The organism is Microbacterium sp. CH1 (genome assembly GCF_001595495.1).
GTDB lineage: Bacteria > Actinomycetota > Actinomycetes > Actinomycetales > Microbacteriaceae > Microbacterium.
This window is the reverse complement of the sequence record NZ_LOSO01000004.1, coordinates 132,512-149,084: the sequence shown is the minus strand read 5'-3', so window position 1 is coordinate 149,084 and position 16,573 is coordinate 132,512. Positions and strand designations below refer to the sequence as shown.

Below are 16,573 nucleotides of genomic sequence, written 5' to 3'. Positions count from 1 at the left end.
GCCAAAGGGATGGCTGCACCAGGGAGGGATCCTACAGATCCGCGCCGCGCAGGCGTCGCGCTGCTTCCGCGACGCGGTCGGTCGGCGCCGTCAGCGACAGCCGCACGTGCGCAGGCGACGAGGCGCCGTAAAAGTGCCCGGGGCCCGCGAGGATCCCGAGGTCGGCGAGACGCGCCATCGACTCCCAGGCGTCGCGCCCCTCGGTCGCCCAGAGGTACAGCCCGGCCTGCGAGCCGTCGATGCGGAAGCCGGCAGCCTCGACGGCGGGCAGCAGCAGCGCCCGCCGCTCACGGTAGAGCTCCTTCTGCGCCGCGACGTGTGCGTCGTCACCGAGGGCGACGATCATCGCCTGCTGCACCGGCGCGGGCGGCATGAGGCCGAGGTGCTTGCGCGCGGCGAGGAGCTCACCGACCACGCGGGCGCAGCCGGCCACGAAGGCCGCCCGATAGCCCGCGAGGTTGGACTGCTTGCTCAGCGAGTACACGCTGAGCAGATTCGCCCGCGTGCCGCCGGTCACCCGGGGGTCGAGCACCGACGGGATGGCCTCGTCCGTCCAGGGGCCGTCCCAGCCGAGCTCGGCGTAGCACTCGTCGCTGGCCAGCACGGCACCCAGTTCCCGCGCCCGCTGCACCGCCGCGGCGAGCTCGTCGACCGTCCAGGTGCGGCCGTCGGGGTTGCCCGGGGTGTTGATCCAGATGAGCTTGGCGCCTTCCGGCCACTCCGCCGGGTCGTCGACCGCGAGGGGCGTCGCCCCTGCCACCCGCGCGCCGACCTCATACGTCGGGTAGGCGACGCGAGGATGCACCACGATATCGCCGGCGCCGAGCCCCAGCAGCGTGGGCAGGAGCGCGACGAGCTCCTTGGAGCCGATCGTCGGCAGCACGTTGTCGACCCGGAGGTCCGGGACGCCGCGGCGGCGGGCGTACCAGTCGACGATCGCCTCCCGGAGCGCGGGGGTGCCGGCGGTCTGCGGGTAGGCGTGGGCGTCGGTCGCCGCCGCGAGGGCCCGACGGACGATCTCCGGCGTGGGGTCGACGGGCGAGCCGACGGAGAGGTCGACGAGACCGCCCGGGTGCCGGGCGGCGCGCTCACGATACGGGACCACGGCGTCCCACGGGTAGTCGGCGAGGTCGCGGACGCTCACGGAGCGGGCCTACTCGCCCTGCGGCGGGAGCGCGGCGATGATCGGGTGGTCGAACGGGTAGACGCCGACCTTGGCGGCGCCGCCGGGCGAGCCGATCTCGTCGAAGAACTCGACGTTGGCCTTGTAGTAGTCCTGCCACTCGTCGGGCAGGTCGTCCTCGTAGTAGATCGCCTCGACCGGGCACACCGGCTCGCACGCTCCGCAGTCCACGCACTCGTCGGGGTGGATGTAGAGCGACCGTTCGCCCTCGTAGATGCAGTCAACGGGGCACTCGTCGATGCAGGCGCGATCCTTGACATCGACGCACGGGAGGGCGATCACATACGTCACCCCCTCAGTCTACGACCCGTGGACCTCGGGTTCCTCCGAGGACGGCGTGGCGGGGCGGACCGGCTGCCGGGAGAACGACGGCCACGCGATGACGAGCAGCACGATGCCGGCAGCGAGATACGTCCAGATGCGCCCGGCGAGGGTGTCCTGCACGACGACGGAGCCGCCGGGGCCGACGCCCGAGATGAGCACGATCATGCCCAGCATCCCCAGACCGGCGGCCACGGCCGCTCCCCGGTCGTGGGTGAGCGCACGGACGGCGATGAGGATCGCGGCGCAGGCGATGGCGGCGACGATGAGGCCGATCGGGATCGGCCCCCACATGACGCTGTGCGCGATGGTCCCGGCCACGCCGTAGACCCCACCCACCAGGGCAGCAGCCACCCAGGACAGCACCCTCGACAACCACTTCCCGCGCACCCCCCGATCCTACCCGGGCGCTGTCCGGCGGAACGACGTGTCAGGCGGCGAGACCCCCCAGCCGCAGCAGCGCGGCGACGAGGGCGGCGGCGGCCACCACCACGAGGAACGACTGCCGCAGCCAGAGGAGTCCCGCTGCGACGAGCAGGGCGGGGACACGCGCGTCGACGGTGATGGCCTGCCCGTCGCCGAGCGACTGCACCGCGACGAGGGCGGCGAGCAGCGCGACGGTGAGGAGATCAGAGATACGGGCCGGGCGCGGCGCTTCGAGCACCTTCGGCGGCACGAGATAGCCCACGGCCTTCAGGGCGAGGCAGATCAGGGCCGCGAGGAGGATGGCGCTCCAGAGGGTCATGCGGACCCCTCCCCTTCGCCGGCGCCCGCGGGTCGCGGCGTTCCGAGCCAGTTGAACCATCCGACGACGATCGCGACGAGAGCGGCGACGAGCACCGGGAGTCCGGGCAGGAGGAACGGGGTGAGGGCGGCCGCGATCACGGCGGCCGCGATCCCGACGGCGACCGCCTGCCGTTGACGCAGACGCGGCCACAGCAGGGCGAGGAACGCCGCGGCGGCCGCCGCATCCAGACCCCAGGCCTTCGGGTCGCCGAGCACGTCGCCGACCAGCGCACCGACGAGCGTGGTGAGGTTCCAGCCGAGGAAGATGCCGACACCCGTGACCCAGAATCCCACCCGGCGCAGGCGCGGATCGTCCTGCGCGATCGCCACGGCGGTGGACTCGTCGATCGTGAAGTGCGCGGCGAGCGCTCGTCGTGCCGGTCCCCCGCCGACGACCGGCGACATGCGCATCCCGTAGGCGACGTTGCGCACCCCGAGCAGGGCGGCGGACGCGATCGCCGAGGGCAGGGCGGCCAGTCCGCCGGCAGTGAAGACTCCCACGAAGGCGAACTGCGATCCCCCGGTGAACATCAGGAGACTGAGCACGCATGTCTGCCACACGTCGAGGCCGGCCGCCACGGCGAGCGCGCCGAAGGAGATCCCGTAGGCGCTCGTCGCGAGCACCACGCCGAGCGCCTCGCGCCACACCTCACGCTCTGCGGTCATCGAGGTCCGCTCCGCCACGACGTTCGCTTCACTGAACACACGATCATCATTCTGAACATGCCCCGATGCATAGTCAAGCGAACGATCGTTTGCCATGATGAACGCATGGACGATCTCCGCACCCGCATCGCCCGCACGCTCCGCCGCGAGCGCGAGGCGGCGAACCTGTCCGTCTCCGAGCTCGCCCGGCGGGCCGGCATCTCCAAGGCGACGGTCTCCCAGCTCGAGAGCGGTGCCGGCAACCCGAGCGTCGAGACGCTGTGGGCGCTGGGCGTCGCGCTCGGCGTGCCCTTCGCGGTGCTCGTCGACCAGCAGGCCAACGCCCCGACACTGATCCGGGCGGAGGACCTCGCGGGGGTGCCGTCCTCCGCCGCCGCGTACAGCGCCACTCTCCTCTCCGCGAGCCCTCCGGGCGCCCGGCGCGACGTGTACCTCATCCAGGCGGAGCCCGGCGACCCCCGACGCTCGGACCCCCACCATGCGGGCACGATCGAGCACGTGATCCTCATCGCCGGGCAGGCGCGGGTCGGCCCGCCCGAGGATGCCGTGGTGCTGAACCCGGGCGACTACTTGACGTATGCCGGCGACGCCGCGCACGTCTTCGAGGCCATCGCGCCCGGCACGAGCGCCGTGCTCATCTCCGAGCTCCGCTGAGGTTCTCACACCCTCGACCCACCCCTTTGCAGCCGAACCGGCCCCTTGCGTTCGTACGCAAGGGGCCGGTTCGCCCCCAAGGGGCCGGGTCGACGAGAAGCTCTGCGGCTCAGTACCAGTTCATGGCCTGGGAGTGTCCCCACGCGCTGCACGGGGCGCCGTAGGCGTCGGCGATGTACTTGAGGCCCCAGGCGATCTGGGTGGCGGCGTTCGTCTGCCAGTCGGCACCCGCGGTGGCCATCTTGCTGCCGGGCAGCGCCTGCGGGATGCCGGTCGCTCCCCCGTCGTTGTTGTACGCCTGGTAGTTCCAGCCGGACTCCTTGTTCCACAGCGAGTTCAGGCAGGAGAACTGGTCCCCGCCCCAGCCATAGCGGTCCGCCATCATCTGCCGCGCCGTGGCGCGAGCGCCGTCCGGTGTGTTGGCGGCGGCGAGTGCGGCCGCCGCGGCTGCCGCCTGCTCTTCGGCGGCGCGGGCGGCGTCCTCGGCCGCCTTCTTCTCCTGCGCGGCCGTGAAGGCCTCCTGGAGGTCTGCGGTGGCCGTCACGACCTTCTCGGTCTCGGCTTCGGCCTGCTCGGCCGTCACGGTGATGAGGACCAGCGGGAGGGTGGATCGATCGGCGAGGGTCTCCAGGTCGTCCTCGAGAGCGGTGGTGTCCACGGACGCCGCCGCGCCCACGTCGAGGCCAGACGCGGCGACCTCCGTGGACAGGCTCTTCGCCGCGGCGACCGCATCGGTCGCGTTCGAGACCGTCATGACGGCCTGATCGGCGATACGGCTGAGGGGCTCGGTGCCGAGGTCGTGGCTCGTGACGGCGGACACGGCGTCGGAGCGCTCGGCGCCGGCGGCCGGGGCAGAGGCGAGGCCGACGCTGAGGGTGATGCCGACGAGCGCGACCGTGGCGGCGCCGAGGGCGATCAGGGGTGTACGGGTGACGGTGGCGCGAGCGGCTGCCGCGTCGGAGGCGCGCCGAAGCGCACGGGTCTTCTGAAGCAAGGCTTTGACTTTCGGGTCGTCGTACGCCCATATCGGGGACTCATCGGGAGCTCGCCCCGGGCGCAAGTCAACGAGTCTGCGTCATCAACCTGAACGAAAACTAGCCCTCACCTGGGATTTTCATGAGAGAGGGCCCCACGCGGCCAGGCGGCGGCGTGGGGCCCTCTCGAAAGGAGTGCGGTGCGATCAGGCGTTCGCGTCCTGACGCTTGAGACGCGAGGCCTCGCGACCGCGGACGGTCTGGTCGAGGATCACCTTGCGGATGCGGACCTTCTCCGGAGTCACCTCGACGCATTCGTCGTCGCGTGCGAACTCCAGGCTCTCCTCCAGCGTGAGGATGCGCGGCGGCGTCATCGACTCGAAGTTGTCGGCCGTGGAGGAGCGCATGTTGGTGAGCTTCTTCTCCTTGGTGATGTTGACGTCCATGTCGTCGGCGCGCGAGTTCTCGCCGATGACCATGCCCTCGTAGACCTCTTCGGTCGGCTGCACGAAGAACGACATGCGCTCCTGCAGCGCGATCATCGCGAAGGGGGTGACGACACCCGAGCGGTCGGCCACGATCGAGCCGTTCTGGCGGGTGGTGATCTGCCCCGCCCACGGCTCGTAGCCGTGCGAGATCGCGTTGGCGATACCCGTGCCGCGGGTGGTCGTGAGGAACTCGCTGCGGAAGCCGATGAGACCACGCGAGGGCACGACGAACTCCATGCGCACCCAGCCGGTGCCGTGGTTGGTCATGTTCTCCATGCGACCCTTGCGGTTCGCGAGGAGCTGCGTGATCGCGCCGAGGTGCCCCTCCGGCGTGTCGATGGTCAGGTGCTCGAACGGCTCGTAGACCTTGCCGTCGATCTTCTTGGTGACCACCTGCGGCTTGCCGACCGTGAGCTCGAAGCCCTCGCGGCGCATGTTCTCGACGAGGATCGCGAGGGCCAGCTCACCGCGGCCCTGCACCTCCCAGGCGTCGGGACGGCCGATGTCGACGACCTTGAGCGACACGTTGCCGATGAGCTCGCGGTCCAGGCGGTCCTTCACCATGCGGGCGGTGAGCTTGTGCCCCTTGACCTTGCCCATGAGCGGCGAGGTGTTCGTGCCGATCGTCATGGAGATCGCGGGGTCGTCGACCGTGATGGCCGGCAGCGGACGGATGTCCTCGGGGTCGGCGATGGTCTCGCCAATCGTGATGTCCTCGAAACCGGCGATGGCGACGATGTCGCCGGGGCCGGCGGATTCGGCCGGGTAGCGCTCCAGGGCGCGCGTCTTCAGCAGCTCGGTGATCCGGGCGTTGCTGGTCGAGCCGTCGGAGCGGACCCACGCGACCGTCTGGCCCTTCTTGAGCGTGCCGTTGAAGACGCGCAGCAGGGCGAGGCGACCGAGGAAGGGGCTGGAGTCCAGGTTCGTGACCCAGGCCTGCAGCGGGGCCTCGTCGTCGTAGGCCGGGGCCGGGACGTGCTCGAGGATGGCCTCGAACAGCGGCTCGAGGTCGTCGTTGTCGGGCAGCGAGCCGTCGGCGGGACGGTTCTGCGACGCGGCACCGGCGCGACCGGAGGCGTAGACCACCGGCACGTCGAGCAGCGCGTCGACGTCGAGGTCGGGCACGTCGTCGACGAGGTCGGAGGCCAGGCCCAGCAGGAGGTCGTGCGCCTCCTCCTCGACCTCGGCGATCCGGGCGTCCGGACGGTCGGTCTTGTTGACCAGGAGGATGACGGGGAGCTTCGCCTCGAGTGCCTTGCGCAGCACGAAGCGGGTCTGCGGCAGCGGGCCCTCGCTCGCGTCCACGAGCAGCACGACGCCGTCGACCATCGACAGGCCGCGCTCGACCTCGCCACCGAAGTCGGCGTGGCCGGGGGTGTCGATCACGTTGATCGTGATCTCCTTGCCGCCGGCGTGCTTGCCCTTGTAGGTGATCGCCGTGTTCTTGGCGAGGATCGTGATGCCCTTCTCGCGCTCCAGATCGTTGGAGTCCATCGCGCGCTCCTCCACGTGCGAGTGTTCGCCGAAGGAGCCCGTCTGGCGGAGCATCGCGTCGACGAGCGTGGTCTTGCCGTGGTCGACGTGGGCGACGATTGCGACGTTGCGGAGGTCAGAGCGGAGGGCGTGCGCCATACAAGGGTCCTCAAAGAGTGTGGGGTTGCGCCGGGAAGCCGACGTTCCAGGATAACGTACGCGCGGATCGGGTTCCTGAACGCACGTCGTACCATCGTCCCGTGACCCTCGCCGACCCGACTCCCCCGGTGCCGCAGACGCCGTCGACCGCGCCCATCCGGCGCGACGAACCGCGTGAGGGTCGGGCACGCCTGTGGTGGGAGATCGCCATCGTGCTCGCCCTGGGACTGGGCCAGTCCGCGATCTACGCGATCGTGCAGCTCGCCTATCGACTCACGGACGACACGCCTCTCGCAGATCAGACCGCCACCCTCAACCCCTCCCGCAGCGACCGGGAGGTGTTCGACCTCATCTACCAGGTGCTGTCGATCGGCTTCGCCCTGGTGCCGGTGCTCCTCGTCTGCTTCCTGCTCTGGCAGCGCCGTCGCCCGCACCTGGAGCGCCTCGGCCTGGACGGCACCCGGGTGGCCGGCGACGTCGGCCGCGGCGTGCTCCTCGTCCTCGCGATCGGCGTGCCGGGGCTGGCGCTCTACCTCGGCGGGCGGGCGCTCGGACTGTTCGTGGCCGTGAACCCCGCGGGTCTGGACGCGCACTGGTGGACCGTGCCGATCCTCCTGCTCGCCGCCGCCCGCGCATCGCTCCAGGAGGAGTTCGTCGTGCTCGGGTACCTGTTCGCCCGCCTGCGGCAGCTCGGATGGTCGCCGTGGACGATCATCGTCTCGACCTCCGTGCTCCGTGCGACGTACCACCTCTATCAGGGGCCCGGCGCGTTCATCGGCAACCTCGCGATGGGACTGCTCTTCGGGTGGCTCTATCACCGCACCGGTCGGCTGCTGCCGTTCCTGGTGGCGCACTTCCTCATCGACGCGGCGGCGTTCGTCGGCTACCCCTGGGCCGCGGCGACCTGGCCCGCCCTGTTCGGTCTTCCCGGCTGAGGCGCGCTCAGCCGAGGTTGACGACGACGAGCGCCGCGACGGCCCACAGCACGATGACGGCGAGGGCGATGAGGGCCGGGCCGTCCCAGCTGCGTCGGATCGGGGCGTCCGCCGTCGAGGGTGCCGCGCTCCACAGGTCGCGGATGCTCGTGAGCACCCGCAGAGCCGACGGCACCTTCACCTCAGCGTCCTCCTCGCGGGACGGACGGGGCGGACGCGCCTTCGCCGGTCCGCCCCAGCAGCTCAGGCTGCGGCCGTCGTCCAGCGTGAACTCGAGCTGCCAGCGCATGTCGATGTCCTGCACATGCGCCCAGCCGACGGTCGTGCGACGCAGGAGGTTCTGCACCACGGCCCCGTCCTGATCCACGCGGACGAAGGAGACGAAAGCGGTCTCGTAGACGATCCACAGACCGAGCAGCAGCCAGGGCGCCACGAGAAGCGCCTGCACGATGCTGCCGTTGACGACGGTGTCCCCGAGCAGGAACAGCACCAGCAGGATGCTGAGCACGAAGACGACGGTGCCCGAGGGCGCACGGAAGGTCCGTGCGCCCTCGGGGTGTCCGGGAGATGCCACCTCAGAGGCCGCCGAGCGGGATCGAGGCACCGGGGATCGCCTGCAGCAGACGATCCGTGTACTCCTGCTGCGGGTTCGCGAAGATCTCGTCGACCGTCCCCTGCTCGACGACCTTGCCCTTCTCCATCACGCAGACCAGGTCGCTGGAGACCCGGACGACCGCGAGGTCGTGCGTGATGAAGAGGTACGTCAGGTTCAGCTCCGACTGGAGTTCGGCGAGCAGCTGCAGGATCTGGTCCTGCACGAGCACGTCGAGCGCCGACACCGCCTCGTCGAGGACGATGATGTCGGGCTTGAGCGCCAGCGCCCGCGCGATCGCCACGCGCTGCCGCTGTCCGCCGGAGAGCTCGTTCGGGTAGCGCGTGGCCAGCGCCTGCGGCAGGGCGACCTGCTCCAGGAGCTCCTCCACGCGAGCCCGATGCGAGGCCCGGTCGCCGACGCCGTGGATCTGCAGCGGCTCCGCGATGGTGTTGCCGATGTTCCGCAGCGGATCCAGCGACCCGTAGGGGTCCTGGAACACCGGCTGCATGCGCCGGCGGAGTCCGAACGACTGCGCGTTCGACAGATGGGACACGTCCTGCCCGTCGATCTCGATCGTCCCGCTCGTCGGCTCCTCCAGCTTGAGGACCATCTTGGCGACCGTGGACTTTCCCGAACCCGACTCGCCGACGAGGGCCAGCGTCTTTCCCCGGGGGATCTCGAACGACACGTCGTCCACCGCCCGGAACGCCTCGCTGCGGAAGTTGCCCTGCCGGATCTTGTAGTCCTTGGTCAGGCCGGCCACGCGGACGGTCGGCGGGATGTCGGCCAGGTCGTCGAGCGTCTCGATGCCCCGGTCCTCCACCACCGCCTGGATCCGCTGCGAGGCGACGCTGGGCGCCGCGGCGACCAGTCGCTTCGTGTACGGGTGCTGCGGGTTCTCCAGGATCTGCCGGCTGGGGCCCGCCTCGACGATGTTGCCGCCGTTCATGACGATGATCTTCTCGGCGCGTTCGGCCGCGAGTCCCAGGTCGTGCGTGATCAGCAGCACCGAGGTGCCCTTGTCGCGCGTGAGCGACGCCATGTGGTCGAGGATGACCCGCTGCACCGTCACGTCGAGAGCCGAGGTCGGCTCGTCGGCGATGAGGAGCTTCGGGTCGGCCGCGAGCCCGATCCCGATCAACGCGCGCTGGCGCATACCGCCGGAGAACTGGTGCGGATACTGGTGCAGGCGCCGCTCGGCATCCGCCAGCCCGGCCTGCTGCAGCACCTCGATCGTCCGGGCCTTCACCGCGGCGCGCCCCTGGGCGACGCCGTTGGCACGGACGGCCTCCTTCACCTGGAAGCCGATGCTCCACACCGGGTTCAGGCTCGACATCGGGTCCTGCGGGACGAAGCCGATGTCTCGGCCGCGCACCGCCTCCATGTCGCGCCGACTCAGCCCTGTGAGCGGGCGGCCCTCCAGCGTGATGGACCCGCCCGTGATCGTTCCCGTGCCCGGGAGCAGGTCGACGATGGCGGTCGCCGTGGTCGACTTGCCCGAGCCGGACTCGCCGACGATGGCCACGGTCTCACCGGGCATCACGTCGAACGTGACCCCGTGCAGGACCTCGCGCATCCCGCCCTGGGTGCGGAACGCGACGGTGAGGTCGCGCACGCTCAGCAGCGGCATCTGTGGGGTGGTGCGGTCGCTCATCGACGGGCCCTCGCCTTCGGATCGAGGGCGTCTCGGATGAGCTCGCCCAGGGTGACGAACGCCAGCACCGCGAGGGTGAGGGCGAGCGCCGGATAGATGAGTGACATCGGAGCGACGCGGAGCGAAGCCTGTGCCCTGGCGATGTCATTACCCCACGACATGACCTCGCTGCCGAGCCCGACCCCGAGGAACGACAATGTCGACTCCGCGACGATCGCCGCCGCCAGGCCGAGAGTCGATACGACCAGCAGTGGTGCGATCGCATTGGGTACGACATGGCTGAGGAGGACTCGGAACTTGGATTGCCCCAGGGCCCGAGAGGCCATGACGAAGTCCGCCTGCCGCACGCGGAGGATCTCCGCCCTGACGACTCGCGCCGTCGAGGCCCACGCGAACCCGCCGATGGCGAGAGCGAGCGTCCAGACCGAGCGCGCGTCCTTCAGCACCGTCATCACGACCACGGCGGCGAGGATGTAGGGGATCGCGAAGAAGATGTCGCCGACGCGGGACAGGACCGAGTCCAGCCAGCCGCCGTAGAAACCTGCCAGGGCTCCCATGATCAGGCCGAGGATCGAGGAGATGACGGTGGCGATGAGGCCCACCGCGAGCGAGGTCTGCGAGCCCCACACGATCCGGGCGTAGATATCGCACCCTTGGAACGTGAATCCGAGCGGGTGGCCCTCCGTCGGGCCCCCGTTGCTGTTGGAGAGCTGGCAGTCGCTGTTCGGCGGGGTCGATGTGAACAGCGTCGGCCAGACGGCCATGAGCAGGAAGACCACGGCCAGGACCACCGAGAACCAGAAGAGCGGGCGGCGGCGCACGTCGCGCCACGCATCGCGCCAGAGATTGCTCGGCTTGTCGGAAATTCGGACGGCATCGACGTTGATGGACTCCGTCTCGACAGGGGCGACGAAGTGTTTCTGGGTCGTGGGATCAGACATATCGAATCCTCGGGTCGAGCAGACCATAGAGCAGGTCGATGAGCAGGTTCACCAAGACGTACAGGATGACGAAGACCGTGACGAACGAGACGACCGTCGGGCCCTCGCCCCGTCGGATCGCTTCGAAGAGGGTGTTGCCGACACCCGGCACGTTGAAGATGCCCTCCGTGACGGTGGCCCCCACGAGGAGGACACCGAAGTTGGTGGCCGAGTTGGTGATGACGGGAATGAGGGAGTTTCGCAGCACGTGCACGGGGAGCACGCGATTGCGCGAGAGCCCCTTGCCGTAGGCGGTACGCACCCAGTCCTGATTGAGGGTGTCGATGACGGAACTCCGCATGAGCCGCATACTCACGGCGTAGAGACTGAACCCGAGCACGATGGCAGGGAGCCAGAGTCCGCCCCAGTCGTTATCCGCTCCGACCGTGGGCTTGAACCACCCGAGTCGGATGGCGAGGAAGTACTGCGCCAGGAAGGCGACCACGAAGATCGGAATGGCGATCGCGACGAGAGCCACCATGAGGGAGACGTTGTCGAAGAACTTGCCCTTCCGCAGAGCGGAGATCGTGCCGATGACGATGGCGAGCACGAACTCGATGCCGATGGCCATGACGGCCAGGCGTCCCGTCACGGGCAAGGTCGCCGCCAGGACCGTCGACACCGGGCGACCGGAGTAGGTCGTCCCGAGGTCGCCCTGGAACACCCCGGTGATGTAGTACCAGTACTGGACGAGGAATGGGTCGTTCAGGTGGTACTGCTCACGGAGCTGTTCGATGACAGCCGGGTTCGGGGTCTTGTCGCCGAAGAGGGCGAGGATGGGGTCGCCGGGCATGGCGAACACCAGGAAATAGATGAGCAGGGTGGCTCCGAAGAAGACCGGGATCACCTGCAGAAGACGTCTCAGAATGTAACCGAGCATCCGCTTGTCCCTTCTCTGAGGGGCAAAGAAAGCGAGCCGAACACAGCCTGTGAGGCGGTGACGAAGATCGCCACCGCCTCACAGGTGAAGTGCCGTCAGACTTACTCGCCGGCCTTCGTGATCTCGTAGTAGAGCGGGACCGAGTTCCAGCCGAACGTCACGTTGTCGACGTTCTCGCTGTACCCACCGGTCACGTTCGAGTACCAGAGCGGGATCGCCGGGAGGTCCTGGAACAGGACCTCCTGAGCCTTGGTGAAGTCCTCGAGCTGAGCGTCCGGGTCAGGGTTGCTGATACCGGCCTTGATGAGCTCATCGAACTCCGGGCTCGTGTAGTCGCCATCGTTAGAGCTGGCACCGGTCGCGTAGAGCGGGCCGAGGAAGTTGTACAGACCCGGGTAGTCCGCCTGCCAGCCGGAGCGCGCTGCCGTGGTGATGGTGCGGTCGTTCACCTTGGTGCGCAGGTCCTGGAAGGTCGGGTACGGGTCGCCGGACGCCTCGATGCCGAGCGTGTTCTTGATGCTGTTGCTGACTGCGTCAACCCATGCGTCGTGTCCGCCGTCGGCGTTGTAGGCGATCTTGAAGTCACCCTCCCACGGCGAGATGGCGTCTGCCTCTGCCCAGAGTTCCTTCGCCTTCTCCGGGTCGTAGTCCAGAACCTCGTTGCCGGGCACGTCCTCCGACCAGCCGGCGATCACGGGCGACGTGAAGTCGGCAGCCGGAGTGCGCGTTCCCGAGAAGATCGTCTCGGTGATCTCTTCCCGGTTGATGGCCATCGAGATCGCCTGACGACGCAGCTTGCCCTCTTCGCCACTGAAGTGCGGGAGGAACTGGCCGATCGTGAACGACTGGAAGACGGCGGACGGCTGGTTCACCGCACGGTCGCCGAGCTCGTCCGTGAACACCGGAAGCGAGTTGGTCGGGATCGCATCGATCACGTCGACCTCGTTTCCGAGGAGGTCGGCGTACGCGGACTCCTGGGTCGCGTAGAACTTGATGGTCAGGCCGCCGTTCTTCGCCTGGCGTCCACCCTCGTAGTCGTCGTTGCGGACCAGGTCGATCTGCACGTCGTGCTGCCAGGCGTCGTCACCGTCGATCATGTACGGGCCGTTGCCGATGGGGTTCTGTCCGAAGGCGTCCATGTCCTCGAACGCGACATCGGGCAGCGGGTAGTACGCCGAGTACCCCAGGCGCAGGGCGAAGTCCGAGGCGGGCTTGTTCAGCGCGATGGTGAACGTGTAGTCGTCGATCTGCTCGAGCCCGGTGAGCTCGGTGTCCTCCTCGTAGCTGAAGCCCTCGATGTCCTCGAAGAAGTAGCCCGACAGGTGGGCGTTCGATGCCTTGGCACCCTCGTTCCACGCCTTGATGAAGTTGTCGGCCGTGACCTCCTCACCGTTGGTGAAGGTCTGCCCCTTCTTCAGCTTGATCGTGAGGTGCTGGGGGTCGTCGGTGACGATCTCCTCGGCCATGTCGTTGACCGGCTTGCCCTCGGCGTCGTAGTAGACGAGCCCGGCGAAGATCTCGTCGAGGATCTTGCCGCCGCCGACCTCGTTGGTGTTGGTCGGGATGAGCGGGTTCTCCGGCTCGGAGCCGTTCGTGGTGATGATGGCGTCGGCGTTCGCGTTCGCGTCGCTTCCTCCGTCACTCGTGTTGCCGCCGCCGCTGGCGCAGCCTGCCAGGGTCAGGGCGCCGATCACGAACAGTGCGCTGCCCGCGAGGGCGATCTTGTTGCGCTTCACTTTTGTCCTCCTGTGGACGTGGGAATTCTGCGCGGCTCATCATCGAGCGCGCAGGGATACCTGAGCGTAACCCGGCGGTCGCGCGTCCAGGACATTCGGCTAACGAACTGTTACTGAGTGGTGACCATCTGTCACATGACGGAAACATGGCGCAACGCGAACGGCGCCGCGCCGCCAGGAGGCGGGCGCGACGCCGTTCGTCGTGCGGGTCCGTGTCAGGCGAAGGCCTCGATCGGCGGGCAGGCGCAGACGAGGTTGCGGTCGCCGTACGCCTGGTCGATCCGGCGGACAGGCGGCCAGTACTTCGTCGCCACCAGCGAGCGCACCGGATAGGCGGCCTCCTCGCGGGTGTAGGCGTGCGCCCACTCCCCCGCGATGAGCGAGACCGCGGTGTGCGGGGCGTGCACGAGCGGGTTGTCGTCCGCAGGCCAGCGCCCCGCGGCGACGGCGTCCGCCTCGGCCTTGATCATGATCATGGCCTCGATGAACCGCTCGATCTCGTCGAGGTCCTCCGACTCGGTGGGCTCCACCATGAGGGTGCCGGCGACCGGGAACGACATGGTCGGCGCGTGGAAGCCGTAGTCGATCAGGCGCTTGGCGACGTCGTCGACGGAGATGCCGGTGGCCTCCTTGAGCGGACGCAGGTCGAGGATGCACTCGTGCGCGACCCGTCCGTTCTCCCCCGTGTAGAGCACGGGGAAGTGCCCGCCGAGGCGCTCGGCGATGTAGTTCGCCGAGAGGACGGCCGCGGCGGTCGCGCGCCGGAGGCCCTCGGCCCCCATCATGCGCACGTACGCCCACGAGATCGGGAGGATGCCCGCAGAGCCGTACGGGGCCGCGGAGATGACCGCACCCTCGAACGTGTGGCCGCCGAAGTGTTCGGCGCGCTGCGCGAGCGGGTGCGACGGCAGGTACGGCGCGAGGTGCGCCTTCGCCGCGACCGGACCGATGCCCGGGCCGCCGCCGCCGTGCGGGATGGCGAAGGTCTTGTGCAGGTTGAGGTGCGAGACGTCGCCGCCGAGGTCGCCGAAGCGGGCGTAGCCGAGGAGCGCGTTGAGGTTCGCGCCGTCGACGTACACCTGACCGCCGGCCGCGTGCACCGCCCCGGTGATCTCGACGACCTGCTCCTCGTAGACGCCGTGCGTGGACGGGTACGTGATCATCAGCGCCGCCAGGTCGTCGGCGTGCTGGGCGATCTTCGCGCGGAGGTCGTCCAGGTCGACGTTGCCGAGCGCGTCGCTCGCCACCACGACGACCTTCATGCCGGCGAGCACGGCGGAGGCCGCGTTCGTGCCGTGGGCGGAGGACGGGATGAGGCACACGATGCGGTGGTCGTCGCCGTTCGCGCGGTGGTAGCCGCGGATCGCGAGGAGGCCCGCCAGCTCACCCTGCGAGCCGGCGTTCGGCTGCAGCGACACCGCGTCGTACCCGGTGATCTCGGCGAGCCAGCCCTCGAGCTGGTCGATGAGCTCCAGGTAGCCGCGCACGTCGGCCTCCGGGGCGAACGGGTGGATGCCCGCGAACTCCGGCCACGTGATGGCGGCCATCTCCGTGGCGGCGTTGAGCTTCATCGTGCACGAGCCGAGCGGGATCATGCCGCGATCGAGGGCGTAGTCCCGGTCGGACAGGCTCTTGAGGTACCGCATCATGGCGGTCTCGCTGCGGTGGCTGCGGAACACCGGGTGCGTGAGGTACTCGTCCTCGCGGCGGAGGGCGTCCGGCAGCGCGTCCGCGTCGCCGAGGCCGAAGCCGAAGGCGCGCTCCTGCTTCCCGCCGAAGACCTGCGCGACCTGGTGCAGCTCGGCCACCGTGGTCGTCTCGTCGACCGCGATGCCGATCGTGTCGGCGTCGGCGACCCGCAGGAGGATGCCGTAGCCGCCCCGCGCCTGGTCGGCGTACTCCGCCGCCCGGCCCGGGACGCGCACGGTCAGCGTGTCGAAGAAGTGCTCGTGGACGACCTCGGCGCCGGCCTCGACGAGCCAGTCGCGCAGCAGCGTCGCCTTGGCGGCGACGTCGCGGGCGATCTCGCGGAGCCCGTCCGGGCCGTGGTAGACCGCGTACATCGAGGCCATCACGGCGAGGAGCACCTGGGCGGTGCAGATGTTCGACGTCGCCTTCTCGCGGCGGATGTGCTGCTCGCGGGTCTGCAGCGAGAGGCGGTAGGCCGGCTTGCCCTCGGCGTCGACGGACACGCCGACGAGGCGTCCGGGCAGCTGCCGCTCCAGGCCTGCCCGCACGGCCATGTAGCCGGCGTGCGGGCCGCCGAAGCCCATCGGCACGCCGAAGCGCTGCGTCGTGCCCACGGCCACGTCGGCCCCGAGGGTGCCGGGCGCGGTGAGGAGCGTCAGCGCGAGGAGGTCGGCGGCCGCGACGGCGAGCGCACCGGCGACGTGCGCGGCGTCGAACACCGCGGACGGATCCCACACGCGACCCGAGGCCCCGGGGTACTGCACGAAGACGCCGAAGAGCTCAGCGGGCAGCTCCTCCCCCGCCGCGAAGTCGACCGTGACGAGCTCGATGTCGAGCGCCTCGGCGCGGGACGCGAGCATCGCCTTCGTCTGCGGCAGTGCGTCCGCGTCCACCGCGAACACGTTCGACGCGGTCTTCGAGGCGCGGCGTGCGAGCAGCATCGCCTCCACGACCGCGGTGGACTCGTCGAGCATCGACGCGTTCGCGGTGGTGAGGCCGGTGAGCTCGGCCACCATCGTCTGGAAATTGATGAGCGCTTCCAGGCGCCCCTGCGAGATCTCGGGCTGGTACGGCGTGTAGGCCGTGTACCAGGACGGGTTCTCGAGCACGTTGCGCTGGATGACCTGCGGCGTGACGGTGCCGTAGTAGCCGAGGCCGATCATCGAGCGGTTCACCGTGTTCCGCGCGGCGAGGGCACGCAGTTCGGCCAGCGCCTCCGTCTCCGACGCGGCGACCGGGATGCGGGAGTCGGCGACCGCGTCCTCCGGTCCCGTGTAGATCGAGGCGGGGACGGCCTGACGCATGAGCTCCTCGACCGGGCTCAGCGTCCCGTTGCCGGCGGAGCCGAGACCCAGCGCGTCGAGCATCGTGCGCTGGGCGGCCTCGGTCGGTCCGATGTG

At 69.4% G+C, this 16,573-nt stretch carries 15 protein-coding genes; 2 read left to right on the top strand and 13 right to left on the bottom strand.

All coding sequences use genetic code 11. The features are described from left to right. Window positions 1-31: 31 nt before the first annotated feature. From dapC to AUV07_RS02690, 5 genes are read right to left on the bottom strand one after another with little or no spacing between them, the layout of a single operon-like run. Window positions 32-1,144 (bottom strand): succinyldiaminopimelate transaminase, encoded by a 1,113-nt coding sequence (dapC, locus tag AUV07_RS02710; RefSeq protein WP_062633658.1) that lies wholly within the window; start codon window positions 1,142-1,144, stop codon window positions 32-34. 9 nt (window positions 1,145-1,153) lie between these two features. Beyond that, window positions 1,154-1,474: a ferredoxin gene (gene fdxA / locus AUV07_RS02705; RefSeq protein WP_017203330.1), complete on the bottom strand. Its 321-nt coding sequence runs from the start codon at window positions 1,472-1,474 to the stop codon at window positions 1,154-1,156. 9 nt (window positions 1,475-1,483) lie between these two features. Continuing rightward, window positions 1,484-1,894, bottom strand: a complete 411-nt coding sequence (locus AUV07_RS02700; RefSeq protein WP_060922743.1) for a hypothetical protein — start codon at window positions 1,892-1,894, stop codon at window positions 1,484-1,486. 40 nt (window positions 1,895-1,934) lie between these two features. Further along, complete coding sequence (locus tag AUV07_RS02695) at window positions 1,935-2,249, bottom strand: AzlD domain-containing protein (protein WP_062633656.1); 315 nt, start codon at window positions 2,247-2,249, stop codon at window positions 1,935-1,937. Continuing rightward, window positions 2,246-2,956 (bottom strand): AzlC family ABC transporter permease, encoded by a 711-nt coding sequence (locus AUV07_RS02690; protein WP_025102950.1) that lies wholly within the window; start codon window positions 2,954-2,956, stop codon window positions 2,246-2,248. The genes AUV07_RS02695 and AUV07_RS02690 overlap by 4 nt, the downstream gene beginning before the upstream one ends. A gap of 105 nt (window positions 2,957-3,061) precedes the next feature. Here AUV07_RS02690 and AUV07_RS02685 point away from each other — a divergent pair, with 105 nt between their 5' ends. Beyond that, window positions 3,062-3,610, top strand: coding sequence for a helix-turn-helix domain-containing protein (locus AUV07_RS02685; RefSeq protein WP_062633654.1), 549 nt, complete (start codon window positions 3,062-3,064; stop codon window positions 3,608-3,610). Window positions 3,611-3,719: 109 nt separating this feature from the next. On the opposite strand, the gene AUV07_RS02680 is transcribed toward AUV07_RS02685, so the two are convergent. Then, window positions 3,720-4,604: a hypothetical protein gene (locus AUV07_RS02680; RefSeq protein ID WP_062633652.1), complete on the bottom strand. Its 885-nt coding sequence runs from the start codon at window positions 4,602-4,604 to the stop codon at window positions 3,720-3,722. Window positions 4,605-4,790: 186 nt separating this feature from the next. After that, complete coding sequence (gene typA / locus AUV07_RS02675; protein ID WP_062633649.1) at window positions 4,791-6,704, bottom strand: translational GTPase TypA; 1,914 nt, start codon at window positions 6,702-6,704, stop codon at window positions 4,791-4,793. A 128-nt stretch (window positions 6,705-6,832) separates the two neighbouring features. On the opposite strand from typA, the gene AUV07_RS02670 reads away from it, so the two are divergent. Next, window positions 6,833-7,639, top strand: coding sequence for a CPBP family intramembrane glutamic endopeptidase (locus AUV07_RS02670; protein ID WP_231868182.1), 807 nt, complete (start codon window positions 6,833-6,835; stop codon window positions 7,637-7,639). Window positions 7,640-7,646: 7 nt separating this feature from the next. Here the strand turns inward: AUV07_RS02670 and AUV07_RS02665 are convergent, their stop codons facing one another. The 6 genes from AUV07_RS02665 to gcvP all read right to left on the bottom strand — a co-directional run bounded on the left by AUV07_RS02665 (window position 7,647) and on the right by gcvP (window position 16,540). Next, window positions 7,647-8,213, bottom strand: coding sequence for a PH domain-containing protein (locus AUV07_RS02665; RefSeq protein ID WP_062633647.1), 567 nt, complete (start codon window positions 8,211-8,213; stop codon window positions 7,647-7,649). A 1-nt stretch (window position 8,214) separates the two neighbouring features. Beyond that, window positions 8,215-9,888 carry a dipeptide ABC transporter ATP-binding protein gene (locus AUV07_RS02660; RefSeq protein WP_062633645.1) on the bottom strand — a complete coding sequence of 558 codons (1,674 nt, stop codon included), beginning with the start codon at window positions 9,886-9,888 and terminating at the stop codon, window positions 8,215-8,217. Continuing rightward, the gene (locus tag AUV07_RS02655; RefSeq protein WP_062633642.1) at window positions 9,885-10,829 is read right to left on the bottom strand and encodes an ABC transporter permease; all 945 of its coding nucleotides are present in this window, start codon (window positions 10,827-10,829) and stop codon (window positions 9,885-9,887) included. Before AUV07_RS02655 ends, AUV07_RS02660 begins: the two co-directional genes overlap by 4 nt. Then, the gene (locus tag AUV07_RS02650) at window positions 10,822-11,748 is read right to left on the bottom strand and encodes an ABC transporter permease (protein WP_062633640.1); all 927 of its coding nucleotides are present in this window, start codon (window positions 11,746-11,748) and stop codon (window positions 10,822-10,824) included. Before AUV07_RS02650 ends, AUV07_RS02655 begins: the two co-directional genes overlap by 8 nt. 101 nt (window positions 11,749-11,849) lie before the next feature. Continuing rightward, window positions 11,850-13,484, bottom strand: coding sequence for a peptide ABC transporter substrate-binding protein (locus tag AUV07_RS02645; RefSeq protein WP_062633638.1), 1,635 nt, complete (start codon window positions 13,482-13,484; stop codon window positions 11,850-11,852). A 215-nt stretch (window positions 13,485-13,699) separates the two neighbouring features. After that, a complete protein-coding gene (gene gcvP, locus AUV07_RS02640) occupies window positions 13,700-16,540 on the bottom strand; it encodes an aminomethyl-transferring glycine dehydrogenase (RefSeq protein WP_062633806.1) in 2,841 nt (946 codons plus the stop codon). Between the last annotated feature and the right edge of the window lie 33 nt (window positions 16,541-16,573).